The organism is Brevibacillus sp. AG162 (genome assembly GCF_006715575.1).
GTDB lineage: Bacteria > Bacillota > Bacilli > Brevibacillales > Brevibacillaceae > Brevibacillus > Brevibacillus brevis.
Window position 1 is genome coordinate 491,259 of sequence record NZ_VFNO01000004.1, and the last position, 16,947, is coordinate 508,205.

Annotated in this window: 14 protein-coding genes; 11 read left to right on the forward strand and 3 right to left on the reverse strand. The window is 47.0% G+C overall.

Annotated elements, in window-relative coordinates:
* The first annotated feature begins 171 nt into the window (after window positions 1-171).
* Window positions 172-723, forward strand: a complete 552-nt coding sequence (locus tag FB479_RS16090; RefSeq protein ID WP_106656809.1) for a DUF5317 domain-containing protein — start codon at window positions 172-174, stop codon at window positions 721-723.
* The gene (locus FB479_RS16095; protein WP_106656808.1) at window positions 707-2,044 is read left to right on the forward strand and encodes an HD-GYP domain-containing protein; all 1,338 of its coding nucleotides are present in this window, start codon (window positions 707-709) and stop codon (window positions 2,042-2,044) included. Before FB479_RS16090 ends, FB479_RS16095 begins: the two co-directional genes overlap by 17 nt.
* A 28-nt stretch (window positions 2,045-2,072) precedes the next feature.
* On the opposite strand, the gene FB479_RS16100 is transcribed toward FB479_RS16095, so the two are convergent.
* Window positions 2,073-2,612, reverse strand: coding sequence for a histidine phosphatase family protein (locus FB479_RS16100; protein ID WP_142065961.1), 540 nt, complete (start codon window positions 2,610-2,612; stop codon window positions 2,073-2,075).
* 277 nt (window positions 2,613-2,889) lie between these two features.
* On the opposite strand from FB479_RS16100, the gene FB479_RS16105 reads away from it, so the two are divergent.
* Together FB479_RS16105 and argH are read left to right on the forward strand one after the other, a co-directional pair.
* The gene (locus tag FB479_RS16105; RefSeq protein WP_142065962.1) at window positions 2,890-4,149 is read left to right on the forward strand and encodes an argininosuccinate synthase; all 1,260 of its coding nucleotides are present in this window, start codon (window positions 2,890-2,892) and stop codon (window positions 4,147-4,149) included.
* Window positions 4,146-5,591 (forward strand): argininosuccinate lyase, encoded by a 1,446-nt coding sequence (gene argH / locus FB479_RS16110; RefSeq protein ID WP_142065963.1) that lies wholly within the window; start codon window positions 4,146-4,148, stop codon window positions 5,589-5,591. The genes FB479_RS16105 and argH overlap by 4 nt, the downstream gene beginning before the upstream one ends.
* A gap of 56 nt (window positions 5,592-5,647) precedes the next feature.
* Here argH and FB479_RS16115 read toward each other — a convergent pair whose 3' ends face one another.
* Window positions 5,648-6,559 (reverse strand): acetamidase/formamidase family protein, encoded by a 912-nt coding sequence (locus FB479_RS16115; protein ID WP_142065964.1) that lies wholly within the window; start codon window positions 6,557-6,559, stop codon window positions 5,648-5,650.
* A 139-nt stretch (window positions 6,560-6,698) separates the two neighbouring features.
* On the opposite strand from FB479_RS16115, the gene FB479_RS16120 reads away from it, so the two are divergent.
* Complete coding sequence (locus FB479_RS16120; protein WP_106656803.1) at window positions 6,699-7,799, forward strand: GerAB/ArcD/ProY family transporter; 1,101 nt, start codon at window positions 6,699-6,701, stop codon at window positions 7,797-7,799.
* 53 nt (window positions 7,800-7,852) lie between these two features.
* Here FB479_RS16120 and FB479_RS16125 read toward each other — a convergent pair whose 3' ends face one another.
* Entirely contained in the window at window positions 7,853-9,010 is a 1,158-nt protein-coding gene (locus FB479_RS16125; RefSeq protein WP_142065965.1) for an iron-containing alcohol dehydrogenase, read from the reverse strand.
* A 331-nt stretch (window positions 9,011-9,341) separates the two neighbouring features.
* On the opposite strand from FB479_RS16125, the gene ftsE reads away from it, so the two are divergent.
* The 6 genes from ftsE to FB479_RS16155 all read left to right on the forward strand — a co-directional run bounded on the left by ftsE (window position 9,342) and on the right by FB479_RS16155 (window position 16,914).
* Entirely contained in the window at window positions 9,342-10,028 is a 687-nt protein-coding gene (ftsE, locus tag FB479_RS16130; RefSeq protein WP_069850788.1) for a cell division ATP-binding protein FtsE, read from the forward strand.
* Window positions 10,018-10,914 carry a permease-like cell division protein FtsX gene (gene ftsX, locus FB479_RS16135; protein WP_048034987.1) on the forward strand — a complete coding sequence of 299 codons (897 nt, stop codon included), beginning with the start codon at window positions 10,018-10,020 and terminating at the stop codon, window positions 10,912-10,914. Before ftsE ends, ftsX begins: the two co-directional genes overlap by 11 nt.
* A 27-nt stretch (window positions 10,915-10,941) precedes the next feature.
* Window positions 10,942-12,144 carry a murein hydrolase activator EnvC family protein gene (locus tag FB479_RS16140; RefSeq protein ID WP_142065966.1) on the forward strand — a complete coding sequence of 401 codons (1,203 nt, stop codon included), beginning with the start codon at window positions 10,942-10,944 and terminating at the stop codon, window positions 12,142-12,144.
* A 92-nt stretch (window positions 12,145-12,236) separates the two neighbouring features.
* Window positions 12,237-13,706 carry a S41 family peptidase gene (locus tag FB479_RS16145; protein WP_142065967.1) on the forward strand — a complete coding sequence of 490 codons (1,470 nt, stop codon included), beginning with the start codon at window positions 12,237-12,239 and terminating at the stop codon, window positions 13,704-13,706.
* Between the two features lie 15 nt (window positions 13,707-13,721).
* On the forward strand, window positions 13,722-15,083 hold the full coding sequence (locus FB479_RS16150) for a PDZ domain-containing protein (protein WP_142065968.1): 1,362 nt from the start codon (window positions 13,722-13,724) through the stop codon (window positions 15,081-15,083).
* Between the two features lie 130 nt (window positions 15,084-15,213).
* Window positions 15,214-16,914, forward strand: a complete 1,701-nt coding sequence (locus FB479_RS16155) for a hypothetical protein (protein ID WP_255438411.1) — start codon at window positions 15,214-15,216, stop codon at window positions 16,912-16,914.
* Window positions 16,915-16,947: the final 33 nt, after the last annotated feature.

The following is a 16,947-nucleotide window of genomic DNA, read 5'->3' on the forward strand; positions in this document are numbered from 1 at the left end:
ATGCCTGAAGGGGGGAAAAGAAAATGAAAAAATGGTTCGCAGCAATTATGATGGTGGTAGCAATCGTAGCAGCTACTTCTGCAAACTTCCATATTGGATAAATAAGCGTAATGGAGAAACAAACACCGCTTGGCTGAGTGGTGTTTTTTCTTCAAGCTTGGAGGAAACAACATGCTATTGGATGTAATTGCCCTATCTTTTCTCGTAGCATTGCTGCGAGGGGGAAGAATCAAAGAATTACCTAAATTCAACCAAATGAAACTTCTTATCGTTACTATATTGCTGCAGGCTTGTGCAGTCTTCTTCCCTACGATCGGTGGCATTTTCATATCGATCGCGTATGTGTTTATTTTGGCCTTCCTCGTTTTTAATCGAGAATTTGAAGATATGCGGATTTTTTTAATCGGCTGGTTTCTGAATGCGATTGCAATTTGGTCTAACAATGGAAAAATGCCAATCGATTTAGTTCAAGCAGCAAAGCTTCCTTATGATTTAGAGCCAGTTATAAACGGAACGAATTTCAAGCATAGTGTATTGACGGAAAGTTCAAATTTTCCGTTTTTGACGGATGTCATTTACATGCCATCTTTCATTCCTCGGATTATTAGCATCGGCGATATTTTTATTATGTTAGGTGCCTTTTTACTTGTTCAGCGATTGATGAATAAACCGATTTCATTACTACAACTTCGCGAAGGTAAAAGTTATGCGACAAAAAACTGATTATGCGGTTTGGATAAAAGGGATTGTTGTACAGGTTGGATTTGTCATTGCAGCAATCTATATTTTTTACACATCTTCATCTGAATGGGCTGCTCGTGAGCATTGGGGGGTATTATCTACCTACACCCTCCTGACCATTTTTTCCTGTTTTGCTCCCGTGCGTATATCTAATACGATTTTAACAGTGAACAATGCTGTAATCTTTTCGGGTATCTTGTTGTACGGAGTCTGGGTCGGAGTATGGGCTGCTGTTATTGAATCTTTAATCATTGCTTTCCTGGTAAGGTTTAATCCGCTAAAAGCTATTATTAACATTGGGCAATTGTTAATGACTATATGGACAGTAGCATTTTTGAAGGATTGGATCGAGGGCTTCGGAACTGTTTCTCCCATTATTAGCGATTTGTTTTTGGCTGTTGTATATTGGTTTGTGAACCTGACTTTATGTGGATTGGGTATCTCCTATTTTCATCAAATGACATGGGCGCGAACCGTAAAGATGATGGCAAAAGGCTTTACCTCGACTTACTTGTTGCTTTTAATTCTAGCCGGAGTAGGTTCACGATTAGTAGAGTTATATGGTCCGTTAACGCTAATTCCTATGATGATTGCGTTTATTACGATCAGCTACGTCTTTCATCATTACTATGACAATCTTCAAAGGCTTCAGCAAAAAGTAGAAGAGGTCAAATCATTCAATCACAACTTCTTAACGACGATGGCTGCTTCCATTGACGCACGAGATCGATACACAAGTGGACATTCTCAGCGTGTAGCTTACTGGGGAAGAGAAATTGCGAGAGATATTGGTTTGGCCGAACGAAAAGTGGAGGATGTTTATATCGGGGGAATCCTGCACGACATTGGAAAAATCGGCATCGAAGACGAAATTCTCAATAAAAAAGGAAAGCTGACCCCGGAAGAGTACGACAAGATCAAGCAGCACACGGTCATTGGCTACGAAATTATTTTGCAAGCAGGGATGTTCAATGAATTGCTTCCTGCGATCCGCTCCCATCATGAGCGAATAGATGGAAGGGGATACCCAGATGGTTTAGCCGGGGATGAGATTCCGCTGATGGCGAGAATTTTAGCCATTTCAGATGCTTTCGATGCGATGGTCGCGGACAGGCCATATCGAAAAGGCTTGCCTGTGGAGGAAGCGCTTCAAGAAATCAGACGGGGCTCCGGTACCCAATTTGACCCGATATTGGCGGAGCATTTTATCAGAATCGTTCAGCGACTGCCGTACGAAGAGTTGCAGAGCATTATCGGAATAGAGTCCATCCCACAAAAACAGTTACAGGAGGCAATGAGATGAGCTGCCCCTTGTAACTGTTTTTATTCGTTTACGACCATATGCGGACGAGCTCTCTGGTTTCTAAATGGCAGGTAAGCTTGAATACATCTGGATTGCTTAATTTCTCCCAATCGTGAAAGCCAAAGCGGTTATCAATTGATTTCATGAGCAAGGCCAGCAGGCATCCATGGCTAACAAGCACGATTTCTTTATGCGTATCTGCCAAAATCTCAGTGAGCAACGAATTTGCCCGATTTATAGCAGTAAGACTGGATTCACCCCCTTCGAATGCAAGAGTCAAGTCATCGAACGTATCGCGGAGTCGATCGAACCAATCCTCACGTGGTATTTCGCTAAGGACGCGCTCGACCAAACGCGTGTCTTCTTCAATCACGATTCCGCGTTCCTGTGCAAGTGGCTGGATGGTGGCAATCGCCCGATGATACGGACTCGAAATGATTCGATCAATGTGGGTACCTGCGAAGAAGGAGGCAAGCTCCCGAGCTTGTACTTCTCCCTTTTCCGTGAGCAGGGCTTCGGGTTCTTGGCCAGCAGCCTGACAATGACGTACCAAATAAATTGTTTTCATAAATCCCTCCAACAGACTTCTCCTATGGTATTCCTCCTTTCATTCATTCTCTATCTTGGATAAGTTTCCCTTTCAAACGCGCAACGTTTATGCATAAACAGATGATGAGTATGCATAAAAACAAGATACTCTTTATGCGAGAAATGTATAATTTCTTTGCATTCCTGTTTTTGTCTGCGAATTCACAAGAAATATACAAGAAAAATAGTTGTATTTTTATTAGTTCGTTTGTATAATTACTCGCATAAGAGAAATTTCGAAACGGGGAGAGAGAATGATGGCAAAAGATAAAATTGTGTTGGCCTACTCAGGCGGTTTAGATACATCGGTAGCAATTAAATGGCTGCAAGATACGTATAACTACGATGTCATTGCAGTGGCATTGGATGTAGGGGAAGGGAAAGACCTCGATTTCATACAGAAAAAAGCATTGCAGGTAGGGGCATTGAAATCAATCGTAGTAGATGCAAAAGAAGCATTCGCAGAGGAATTCGTATTGCCAGCTCTGAAGGCAAACGCGATGTACGAAGGGAAGTATCCGCTGGTGTCTGCACTGTCACGTTACCTGATTTCACGTGTACTGGTTGAAATCGCGGAAAAAGAAGGCGCAGTGGCTGTCGCACACGGTTGCACAGGAAAAGGAAACGACCAGGTGCGTTTCGATGTTTCCTTTACAGCGCTGAACCCGGATATCAAAATCGTGGCGCCGGTTCGTGAATGGGGCTGGACGCGTGACGAAGAGATTGAATATGCGAAAAAGAACAATATCCCGATCCCAATCGATCTGGATAATCCATACAGCATTGACCAAAACCTGTGGGGCAGAAGCTGCGAGTGCGGTGTTCTGGAAGATCCATGGGCTGCTCCTCCAGAAGGTGCATACGATCTGACGAAGTCGATCATGGATGCTCCAGACGAGGCAGAAGAAATCGAAATCACTTTCGTGCAAGGGAAGCCAACTGCATTGAACGGCGAAGAGCTTCCACTGGCTGAGCTGATCCTTAAGCTGAACAAAATCGCTGGTAACCATGGCGTAGGTCGTATCGACCATGTGGAAAACCGTTTGGTGGGCATCAAATCTCGCGAAGTTTACGAGACACCGGCTGCGACTACTTTGATTTTGGCTCACCGTGAGCTGGAATTCTTGACGCAACCTCGTGAGGTCGCTCAGTTCAAACCGATCGTTGAGCAAAAACTGGCGCAAGTGATTTACGAGGGTCTCTGGTATTCGCCAATTCGCAATGCTGTCCAGGCATTCATTGAAGAAACGCAAAAACACGTAACGGGTGTCGTACGCGTGAAGCTGCACAAAGGACATGCGATTGTTGTAGGCCGCACCTCTGCATCGTCTCTCTACAGCCATGAGCTGGCGACTTACAATGCAGGTGACCAATTCGACCACAAAGCAGCACTCGGTTTCATCAAGCTGTGGGGTCTGCCTACAAAGGTATACGCACAGGTAAACGAGGGTGTACTGCACGAGAATAAAAACACCGCGATTAAGATTTTGGATGAAAAGGATGCGATCAAGCAATGAAACTCTGGGGAGGACGCTTCACGAAGCCGACGAATCAACTCGTAGAAGAGTATACTGCTTCTATTTCTTTCGACCAGAAAATGTGGCGACAGGACATCGTCGGAAGCCTGGCTCATGTTGCCATGTTGGGCAAGTGCGGCATCCTGCCGATGGAGGAAGTAAGACAGATCATCGCTGGCTTGAAAAAAGTAAAAGAGAAAATTGAGCGTGGGCAAGCTGAGTTTCTCGTTGCGCACGAAGATGTGCATATGAATATTGAAAAGATGCTGATCGAAGAGATCGGTCCGGTGGGAGGCAAACTCCACACCGGCCGCAGCCGCAATGATCAGGTTGCGTTGGATATGCATCTGTACCTCAGAGAAAAGCTGATGGAGATTATCCAATTGGCGATGTATTTGCAAGAGGCATTGCTTGAGCAAGCGAGCCAGCATCTCGATACGGTCATGCCAGGTTATACACATTTGCAGCGTGCGCAGCCGGTATTGTTCGGCTATCACCTGATGGCGTATGTGTCCATGCTGCAACGCGATATCGAACGGATGACCGAGACGTGGAAGCGCGTGAATGTGCTGCCGCTTGGGGCAGGTGCCCTCGCAGGTACGACATTCCCGATCGACCGCACGTTTGTAGCGGAATTGCTGCAATTTGACGGTATCTATCAAAACAGCATGGATGCAGTGAGTGACCGTGACTTCATCGTCGAATTTTTGGCAGACGCTTCTTTGGTTATGACCCATCTTTCCCGTCTGTGCGAAGAGCTCGTCATCTGGAGCAGTCAGGAATTCTCCTTTGTGGAGCTGGACGATGCATTTTGCACGGGGTCCAGTATCATGCCGCAAAAGAAAAATCCTGATGTAGCAGAGCTGGTGCGCGGAAAAACAGGGCGTGTTTACGGCAATCTGTTTGGATTGTTGACCGTATTGAAAGGTTTGCCGCTGGCGTACAACAAGGACATGCAGGAAGATAAAGAAGGCATGTTCGATACGGTCGCTACCATTCATGGTGCACTGGCGTTGCTCACGCCGATGATTAAGACGATGCAAGTCAAAACAGATCGCATGCGTCAAGCCGTTACCAACGATTTTTCTAATGCGACAGACTTGGCAGATTACTTGGTTCGCAAAGACATGCCGTTCCGTCAGGCACATGAAGTTGTAGGGAGAACCGTCTTGTACTGCATCGAGCAGCAAAAATATCTTCTCGATTTGACTTTGGAAGAATTTCAGAGCTTCTCAGAGACTATTGGGGCGGATGTGTATGACGCTCTAGCTGTTGAGACAGTTGTCAATGCGCGCAACGTGTTGGGTGGGACTGCTCGTAATCAGGTAGAAGTCCAAATTGATTGGTACCGCAAGCAACTGGTGGAAACACATGCTTGGGTGGACAAAAACAGTCAAAAGGTCATGATTGAATCCCTGATCGATGTCGGTTCACCTGCATAAAAACGTGTATGTATGAAAAGCAAAAACCCCAAGCTTTGGGGGTTTTTTTGCGTTCTTTATCTGCCGACTATTTTCGAATCAAAGCCTACTGCGGTTGCGTACGCAAGAGGCAACTCCATGCGGGCTGTCTTTAAAGGATCGACGACCTGACAAATACGCAAATCCCCCGCAGCGGAGAGCAGGAAGGCGGCTTCGGTTTTTTCTACGCCCAGCTCTTCGTGTAGAAATTGCACCATGTTGATTGCTGCTCGATCCGCAGCCTTGTCCAGCTCTTTTTCCGAAGCAATCGTGATCAAGTGCTCTTGGTTGATTGCCATCGGTAACGGCCACTGCTTGCCTTTTATCACATCGAGCTTTACGGTTACTTCTCCTGCAATTTCCACACCGCATACAGCTACTTCACCGTCAGCCATTGCAGCATGAAGGTCACCCAGGGCAAATAATGCGCCAGGAACATTTACGGGTAAAAGCAATGTCGTACCTTCACGCATTTGCTTGCAGTCCATATTGCCGCCGTGATCGCCCAGCGTACCGCATGAAATGGCTTCGTTGGCAGGAGCTGTTCCAATTACGCCAATCATGGGATTGATCGGAACCTGAAGCTTGTCTGACAACACAGCTTTTCCATCTTGTATCGGAATCATTTTGATCACATTTTCTTGCAAGTCGAATCCCATTACACCCAGTTCAGGTCCAGTAACCATTACGCCTTGGTTTTTAATCTTAATTTTCTGAATATGAACAACCAAAATATCGCCTGGTTCTGTTCCTTCTATATAAATGGGGCCGGAAGCAGGGTTGATCCGATTCCAATCAAGCTCCTGAAATACGGTGTCAGCCGTTTGGATTTGGTCCTCGAAGCAATCGCAGGTTTCAAACGTTACGATACTGCCTGCTTCCACCTTCAAGACCGGCCGATTCTCAGGAGACATGGCATAAATCACGTCCTGCTTTTTTACTCTGTACATGGTTGCAGTCCTCCAGTCCATTTCGGAATTTACATATATTTCTTTATCATAGCATGAAATGCCTATGTGTTTAGCGCCGAATCATGGAGGAAATAATTGTACAAAGGGATCGAAGGCTTAAAGAGAGCAGGGAGCAAGCATGCAAGAGAGCTACAAGATCAGTCCCCGTCAACTATTGATGCTCGTCACCCTTGTTACCATTGGGGACTCCGTTCTCGTCCTGCCTGGCATGACGGCTGCACTCGCTAAACAGGATGCGTGGATATCCGTCCTAGTCGGGCTTGTGGTGGGACTGCTCAATATTGTCTTACTCATAACTGTGGGGAAGCTTTATCGGGATCAAAGCTTTTTCACCTTCATTGATCAAACCCTTGGAAGAGTGTTGGGAACGATCATTACACTCTCGTTTATTAGCTATACCTTGTTTTCAGCAGGGGCGCATGTGATGGAAATTGGCGACTTTGTTGGTACGCATCTATTGATCTCGACTCCAAGATTCGCGATACAGCTATTGTTTGTCATTGTGATTATGTTTGGTGTGAGATTGGGGCTGCAAACAGTCGCAGAATCGGCAGAAATCTATTTTGTCTGGTTCTTTTTCTTTTTTGGTTTACTCATGATTACTCTATTTCCACAGGCGGAAATGTCGAGAATTCAACCTGTATTTGAAAACGGGTGGAAGCCTATTTTGCAGGGATCTACAGCGGCAATTGCCTTTCCTTTTTCAGAGCTCGTCATTTTTATGGCGGTTCTTCCGTTTGTCTCGCCCATCCAAAAACGGATGAGATCTTTTTTTATGGGGACATTGCTTGGGGGAATTGTGCTGTTTATCATCATGGTGATGTGCATCCTTGTTTTGGGGGCAGATCAGACTGCGCGGCATTTTTATCCGACCTACGTCCTCATCAAACAGCTGAAGCTCGGGGATTTCATTCAGCGGCTAGAGGCGATTATCGCGGTGATCTGGTTTATCGCGGTGAGCGTCAAAATTACACTGTATTGCTTGTTTTTTCATTTGGGGATTCGTCACGTCTTTCGAATCGACAACTTCAAGGTTCTAATCTTTCCGTACATCATTTTGCTCATGGTAATGTCTACAATTTTCTCGCCCAATATTGTCGTCTATGGCGGCATCATTGCGAAGTACTGGCCATTCTATGATTTTACCTATAGCATCGGTGTACCGTTGGTGCTGTTATGTGGAAATCTAATTCGGAAAAAATGGCTGAATCAAAACTGACGAAAGTAACAAACGCCGTACTCCCATTTCTGGAAGGCGGCGTTTGTTTGTGCTTACAAAGACATGCGAAGAATCTGTGCCACATCATCACTCGTCAACGTTTTGAATTGGCCGATCGGGCCAAACGGAGTAGCTTTTTCGGCCATGAGCTGCAAATGCTCGTCGGTGATACCGTAATCAGCCAAGCGAGTAGGGGCACCGATACGCGCAAAGAAAGCTTCTGTAGCGGCAATCCCTTCCAAGGCGATCTCATCATCTGTCTTGCCGGAAGGATCGACATTCCATACCTCTGTTGCGAAGCGCACAAAGCGAGCGACGTTTTCACGGTACACATAGCGCATCCATTTCGGGAAGATGATCGCCAGACCGCCGCCGTGCGGGATGTCGTAAACCGCACTGACAGCATGCTCAATGGAGTGGGTTGCCCAGTCTGTTGTGACGCCAACCGGGAGAGTGCCGTTCAATGCCATTGTTCCGCAGTACAGGATGTTGGCGCGAGCATCGTAGTCTTCCGGATTGGTGAGGACGCGTTCTGCATTTTCGATGACGGTCTTCATGATTGACTCAGCAAAACGTGTTTGCAGTGGAATTTCGGTTGTATGCGTGAAATATTGCTCGAATACATGGGATAAAATGTCGCTGATTCCGTAGAGCGTTTGGTCGCGAGGTACGCTAAACGTATGCTCTGGGTCCAGAATCGAAAACGCCGGAAACGTCGTTCCAGCTCCATGCTTTTCTTGCGTCTCCCAGTTCGTGACGACACTTCCCCGATTCATTTCCGAACCAGTAGCAGCAAGCGTCAGGACGGTACCGAGGGGCAGAGCCTCTTGTGCGACCGCTTTACGGGTATAAAAATCCCATACATCTCCCTCATAAGGCACACCAATCGCGACTGCTTTGGCCGCGTCAATTACACTGCCACCACCTACAGCGAGTATCCAATTGACGCCCTCTTGGCGGCATAGTTCAATTCCTTTGTTCACGGTACTCAGACGTGGATTTGGCTCCACTCCTGCCAACTCATGCACGCGGCAGCCCGCTGACTGGAGGAGAGAAATCACTTTGTCGTAGAGACCAGTTCGCTTTATACTGCCACCACCATATACCAAAAGAACAGTGGGACTTAGCTGTCTTGCTTTTTCCTCGAGCTGGGCCAATTGACCCCGTCCAAAAATCAGCTGTGTCGGGTTATGGTAAACAAAATTTTCCACGTTATAACCAGCTCCTTTTCCATGATGACGTCTTGTCACACTCATTGTAGCCAACTGTTTTCCATGATGCTAGGCGGGAATGTGCAATCTTATTTTCTCCCTAATTCGTGACAGTTGTTAACAATCGAAGCTGTTTCGACAAGAAATGAGAGATTTAGTGGATACCATCCGTGAATCGTGATGGTATAATGGATAAGATGGGAATTCCCGCTGTTTTTCAACAAGGTATGGCAGCGGTTGCTAGTGGGTAGAGGGGTTTTGTCGATTTTTACTTTAAAATTCAGGATCAAGATACATAGACAAGGATCTGACGAAGTAGGATGTGATTGGCTTGATCGAAATGTTCGATGTGTGGAAAACATACCCGAATGGAACGAATGCTTTGAAAGGTATCAACATTCGGATTGAGAAAGGTGAATTTGTGTACGTAGTAGGCCCCAGTGGTGCGGGTAAATCTACGTTTATCAAATTGATGTACCGTGAAGAGAAGCCGACGAAAGGACAAATCTTTTTGGGTGGCTTCAATGTCAGCAGAATCAAAGAGCGGCAAATTCCATTGGTCCGCCGCAGTATAGGTGTCGTGTTCCAGGACTTCAAGCTGCTTCCGACATTGACCGTTTTTGAAAACGTCGCATTTGCGATGGAAGTAATCGAGAGCAATCCGAAACAAATCAAGCCGCGCGTGATGGATGTTTTGGGCCTGGTAAAGCTCAAGCATAAAGCAAAAATGCTGCCAAGCGAGCTGTCCGGTGGTGAGCAGCAACGTGTTGCCTTGGCGCGTGCACTGGTGAATAGTCCGGGAATTATTATCGCGGACGAGCCGACGGGGAACTTGGACCCTGAGACCTCTTGGGAAATCATGAAGCTATTTGAAGAAATCAATCAGCGTGGCACGACAGTCGTCATGGCTACCCACAATAGAGAAATTGTCAACACCATGAGAAAACGGGTGATTGCGATCGAAGCAGGCCAAATTGCCCGTGATGAGCAGAGAGGGGAATACGGTTATGAAGATTAGGACGCTGGGGCGCCATGTCCGTGAAGGGGTCAAAAACCTCGGGCGGAACGGCTGGATGTCGTTCGCTTCTATTAGTGCCGTGACCATTACCCTCTTTATTTTGGGCGTTTTCCTCATCCTGGCGATGAACGTCAATTACTTTGCGCAAACCGTGGAAAAACAAGTAGAAATTCGCGTCTTTATGGACTTGCTGGCGACGAAAGAAAACATCACGCAGGTTGAGAATAACATCAAGAAGCTTCCGCAAGTGGAGTCCGTTTCATTTATACCGAAAGACGAGGGTCTGAAGCAGTTTAAAGAGAGTCTTGGTGAAAAAGCGTACTTGTTCGAAGGGTTGGAGGAAAGCAATCCTCTGCCGGATGCGTTTGTCGTGAAAACGAAGCAACCGCAAGACACTGCCGCTGTTGCCGCTCAAATTAAAAATCTCCAGTATGTCAAAAGCCTGACCTATGGGGAAGGCACTGTGGAAAAGTTGTTTTCCTTGACAGGAGCAGTCCGTAATGTCGGGATTGCCTTTATTATTGGACTTGGCTTTACAGCGATGTTCTTGATTGCCAACACGATTAAGCTGACAATTGTGGCACGTCGCAGAGAGATTGAAATCATGAAGCTGGTTGGTGCCACGAACTGGTTTATCCGTTGGCCATTCTTTGTGGAAGGTCTTATGATGGGTGTGGCAGGGGCATTGATTCCGACCATTATGCTAACGGTTGGATATTACTACCTCCTGGATGCCATTCACTCCAGCTTTGAAGCTTCCCAACTGTTTAAACTGTTGCCGCTATTCCCGCTCGTGTATCAAGTTGCGTTGGCTTTGCTGGCGATTGGTGCATTCATCGGGATTTGGGGAAGTTTGGTGTCCGTACGTCGCTTCTTGCGAGTTTAATAATTTGAAGAGCGTGGGAGGAGTATCATGAGAAAGAGAATCCTGCTAGCACTCGTAATCACTGGGCTTGTAGTCGGTACTGTGCTCCCGACGAATGTGAGCTTGGCAGCGCCTAGTAAGGCCTCTTTGGACAAGATTAATCGAGAGCTAAAAGAAATCCAAAAGAAGAAGAAAAGCCAGCAGCAGCAATTGAAGAAGACCGAACAACAGATCAATGTCGTGCAAAAAGAGAAAAAGGGCTTGGAAACGCAATTGATGCAAATTGATTTGCGTCGCAACGATACACAGAGAAAGCTGGACAAGCTTGAGCAGCAGATGGATGATACCAAGGAAAAAGCAGCACACGCGCAGGATCAGCTGGATGAGGCAAAAGACCGCGTGGCGAAAAGGGATGCCTTGCTCAGAACACGCGTGACTTCCATGTATGAACGCGGTACGATCTCCTATTTGGATGTACTTCTCGGTTCCTCTGACTTTGGGGACTTTTTGACACGTATGCAGGCCTTGCAGCTTATTTTGGAGCAGGACACGCGTATTTTAGAGGATAATATTCGTGATAAGGAAACAATCGAGACCAAAAAGAAAGAAATTGATCATCAGCTGACTGTGTACGCCGGGATGTTCGATGAGGCTGAGGAGCTAAAAGTCGAATTGGACAAGCAGTACAAGCAAAGTCTAGTGGTCAAGGCTGAACTGGATAAGAAGGAATCTGCACTGGAAGTGGATTTGGAGCAGTACGGACAGGAGCTTTTGGCTATCACCAAACAGGAATCAGCCAAATACGCGGAACGAGTACGTGCGATGAGCGCCTCCAGTACAGGCTACAAGGGTGGAAAGTTTGCCTTGCCGGTCGCAAGTGGACAATTCCGCTTCACTTCAGGCTTCGGAATGCGCAGCGACCCGTTTACAGGCCGTTCGGCTGGGCATAATGGTGTAGATATGGCAGCACGGAAAGGAACGCCAATTATGGCTGCGGCTGACGGAGTCGTTCTCTTTGCAGGATACAATGGCGGCTACGGGAATACAGTAATGATCAAGCATAACGCGGAATATACCACTCTTTACGGTCATATTCGCGAGGGAGGTATCAAGGTTTCTGTTGGGCAATCCGTATCAAGGGGTCAAAAGATCGCAGAGGTAGGATCAACAGGTCGCTCAACCGGAAATCACGTACACTTTACCGTCTATAAAAATGACGTAGCAGTCAACCCAATGCCGTACTTGAAGTAGACCCTCGTGCGACCAGACAAATATTGTTAACGGAACATGCATACACTAGCAGCATATCTTTTTCCGGTAGCACAAAGGATGGTGACGTAACAGTGAGATGGAAAGGACGTACCGTAATCGCGCTTGTACTCATCTCGATGGTAGCCAGCAGTTTTGTTACGATGGCAATCATGAAGACATCGGCTAGCGCTAGTTCAAGTCAAGGTGGGGCTTTAACAGCATCCAGCATGGCGCTGTTTTCTGGGAGCGGAGATTATCCGAAAGAGTTCCAGAAGCTGTACGAGGCGTTTTCAGCAATCAAGAAAGATTACATCCAAAATGTCACCAATGAGCAGTTAGTAGAGGGTGCAATTGGCGGAATGGTCGGATCGCTCGAAGATCCGTACAGTGATTACATGGACCCTCGTTCTGCTGAGGAGTTCACATCTACCCTACACTCGACTTTCCAAGGGATCGGGACAGAAGTAACGATGCAAAATGGTCGGGTAACGGTTGTTTCGCCATTCAAAAACTCTCCAGCTGAGCGTGCAGGGCTGCGGCCAAACGACCAAATTTTGAGTGTAAACGATGAATCCCTTGAAGGATTGGATCTGCATCAGGCAGTGACGAAGATTCGTGGTCCAAAAGGAACGAAGGCGGTTCTCAAAGTAGTGAGGGCCGGAGTGCCAGAGCCTCTTACTATCGTGTGTGTGCGTGACGATATTCCGATTGAGACAGTAAACAGTCAGATCATCGAGAAGAACGGTGTTAAAGTAGGTGTGATCAACCTTACCCAATTCTCGACAGACACAGCTAAGCACTTCAAAGAACAGCTGGCTGCTCTCGAGCAAAAGGGGATTGGTGGTCTGGTTATTGACGTTCGGGGCAATCCGGGCGGGTATTTGCTGGCTGTGAAAGAAATCGGAGAAATCCTCGTACCGAATAAAGGCAAGATCGTGCAAATCGAGTATGGAAATGGCGGACAGCAAAAAGAAGAGTATTTCTCGACTACAGAAGCTGCGAAGCCTTACCCAATCTCGGTACTGATTAATGGCGGAAGCGCCAGTGCTTCGGAGATTCTCGCAGGTGCTCTGCGGGATAGCGGCAACTACAAGCTGGTCGGTGAGAAGACCTTTGGTAAAGGAACCGTTCAGAGTACAATGGAAATGAACGACAAGAGCCAATTGAAGCTGACGATTGCCAAGTGGGTCACGCCGAAGGGTGAATGGGTCCATAAAAAAGGCATTACGCCAGACTTTGCAGTCAAGCAACCAGACTATTTCAACGCAACTCTGTTGCCGGCAGACAAAGTATTGCAGCGCGATATGGCTGGCACTGACGTGAAAAACCTGCAGCTCATCTTAAAGGGCTTGAATCTGTCCCCAGGACGAGAAGATGGCTATTTTGATGAAAAGACAGAGGACGCAATCAAGCAGTTCCAAACCTCCAACAAACTGGAGGTAACTGGAAAAGTAGACGCGAAGACACGCTCTTCGCTGGAAGAAAGTCTCCGTAAAACGATGACGAAGCCAGAGAATGACCTGCAATTGCAAAAAGCTCTGGATGTCGTCACGGGCAAGTAATGAATAATCAAGAAAATGGAAGCAGGTAATTACCTTCTATCCGTAGAAATGATAACCACGGCAAATCAAATGCCGTGGTTTTTCTTTCTTTTAGTTGAGGTGAGGCAATTGGCGATTCAGGCAGATATGCTTACCATTGCATATGGCTTTGCCGCATTTTTTATCAATCCTGTCTTCTATCTCTTTCTGGTTTTTATTTATTTGCATTATCGCAGACAGATGAATCTGGAAAGACAGCTTTTTGCTGCACGCATTCAGTCCCCCTTGCTCTCGACGATACGGACTGTAGGAATGGGCTTGGTGGGAGGCTTGCTTATCTCTCTTCTTAGTGCAGGACTCGGCGTGGTCGTGCAAGCACAGGATTTGTGGATACTATGGGGATTGGCGCTCATCTTGGCGCTGATTCGTTTACGGTTTCTCTGTTTCGCATACGCTGCAGGGATTTTGGCGATTTTACACGCGATCACACAGGTCATTCCACCGGTTACGGATGTTCCTGGATTGAGCTATGTCTGGGAAATGATTCGTCAGGCGAAACCTTTGCCGTTGCTTGCGTTAGTTGCGGTCATGCATCTGATTGAAGCGATGCTCGTACGCTGGAATGGTGGGCGGGACGCTTCTCCGCTGTTTGTGGAAGGGCAGCGTGGTCGGATCGTCGGTGCCTATTTGCTCCATTCTTTTTGGCTGACACCAGCCGTGCTGTTCGTACAGATGGAGCCAGGTGCTATTAGTGGTGCGTTGTATCCAGGGTGGCCGTTCTTTTCGCCGGAAGCGGCTTCATTCGGACTGATGCTTTTGCCGACGGTGACCGGATTCTCCGATATGACGCAAACGATGACACCTTATAGAAAAGCAACGCAGGTTGCGAAAAATTTGACGCTGTATGCGATCGGGTTGTTGGGTTTGTGCGCTCTGACTGTATGGTTTTATCCGTTGGTCTTGCTGGTTGCGATTTTTGCGCTATTCGGTCATGAGGCGTTGTTTTTCTGGAGTCAGTATCAAGAAAGAAAGCGTTCGCCTTATTTCATTCAGTCTTCGCGTGGTGTAAAAGTAATGGGTGTCATTCCGGGTACGAGAGCAGAGGAGATCGGCATCACGCCCGGTGAAATTATCGTGAAAGTAAATGGCATTTCAGTGCGGGAAAAAGAAGATTTATATCCAGCACTACAAGCCAATCCTGCCTTTTGCAAAATGGAAGTACTCACGCGTGAAGGCGAGCTGAAGTTCGTACAGTGTGCGGTCTATGCGGGCAATCATCACCAACTGGGGATCATTGTGGTTCCGGATGCAAATACCCGTGCATTTGTTGATTTGAAACGCGCCAGTGTAGTCGAGCTGATCAAGCAAAAGCTGGAGAAGCTGAATGTGGGAGCATAAACATAGTTGGGGAGAAGGTATGCAGTAATAAGTGCATACCTTCTTTTTTTCGAGAAAGGCTTGTCTATTCGGTAACTTACTGGTGGCTGTTGCGTCTCAATGGAGGAGGAAATAAGGGGGAGTGGGTTCGGTGTTCAAAGTAAAAAGAACGGTCTCGTGGTTTTTGTCGGGTACATTAGCTGCCGCCACAGTTTTTGCCGGCCCCTTATCAGGAGCAGTCGCAACGAGTCCTGTGAATGTAGCGCAGGCTCAATCGGTTGTGGCAGTGCCGATGCATGTGACGAAAGGTGTCCAAAAGCTAGTCAAGCTTTTACCGGAGCTGTCTTCGCGCTATGTCGTTTACGGTGGGGATGTGGATGGACCTGGTGTTAGCGGGGTGGTAGTCACGTTTGCACAGTCTGCTGCTGAGGCTGAATCGTCCATGGATGATGCAATTTTTGACGGACAGACAGGGGAGTTGCTCAGACTGAATCTTACCCCGAAAGCAGCAACAAAGCCTGCCTACCCGACTGAGCAGCAGGCCAAAGCACGTGCGCTGGCTTTTGTCGTTGGTTTACAGGGAACTGGTACAGGTAACGCCTATCAAGCGAGAGAAGTTTATAAAAACAAGGATTTGCTGACGGTTCGATTGGTGCGAGTCCTGAATAATGTGGTGCTCGATGACGATTATGATTGTCTCGTCAGTTTTGATGCTTCGGGAAGAATTGTCTGGTTTTCCACGTTTGATGGCAGATTATACGAAAAAGTAAGTCCCTCTTCACTCCCATCTCCGCAGCGCGTCATCTCCTCCGAACAAGCTGTACGAAAGTGGCAAGAAAGCCGGCCATTGGAACTCGTTTATTTATTGCCCATTCGTAATCAAAGCGATCAGGTAGAAGCAAAGCTCGCTTATGTCCTGAAAAATGGAATCATAACACAACAACATACAGGTAGTGCATTGGATGCCTTCAGTGGCAAACGATTGGTAACAAAGAATACCCAAGCGACAACCACCCCGTCTCAGACTATCCATGTGACTGGAACAGGTGAGAAGTGGGTAGCGCAAACAGAGACGCAAGCGCGTGATTTGTTACGCATGCTGTTTAGAATCGAAACAGAAAAGCTGCCACTGTCCATCTACGAGGCGAGTTACGATGATGGTCGAGCCATTCGTTATTTCATATGGGGAAATTTTGACGAGGGGGTTCCCGATGCTGAAAAGATAACTCGAATGACTGCCTTTCCTGAGGGAAGCAGTAACGGTGAGCAACGTCATCTCCTTGTAACAGATGCAAAAACTGGTGAACTCCTTGAATTTTCCACGAGGGTGAACAATCCGCAATGGTCTAACGTGAAAACAGATAAGAAGCGGGATCGAATGGAAGCGGATAAGCTTTTGAAAAGACTGACTCCGTCCGGAAGAAATCAAATCCAAATAACGGAGGATGGAGATGAAAGGTACACCTCGCTCATAGCTGATCCCCTTGTGAACGGAATTCCGGTATATGGGATCAATCAGAGTGTGGAACAGGGGATGTATACGATTCGAATTGATTCATGGACGGGTACATGGGATCAGGTGAGCATAAACAAACCGGCCAGTGTTAAATACCCGGCCCGTTCCCAAGCACTTAAAGAACAAGTGGCCATGACCCGGTTACTGCAAACCTTTCCACTTGAGTTGACCTACATCCACCAGCCAGATTATAAAAAAGACACGATTACCTGGAAGCTCGGCTATGACCTTTCGTTTCGTCAAACTCGCTCGCATTGCTTCTGCGGGGGAGCATTTAAAGTAGATGATACGTTTTATGTGGATGCGATAACCGGAAAAGTGATTGTAAACGAATAGCATCCTGCAAAAGAAAGAGCCGCCTTCTCCGTT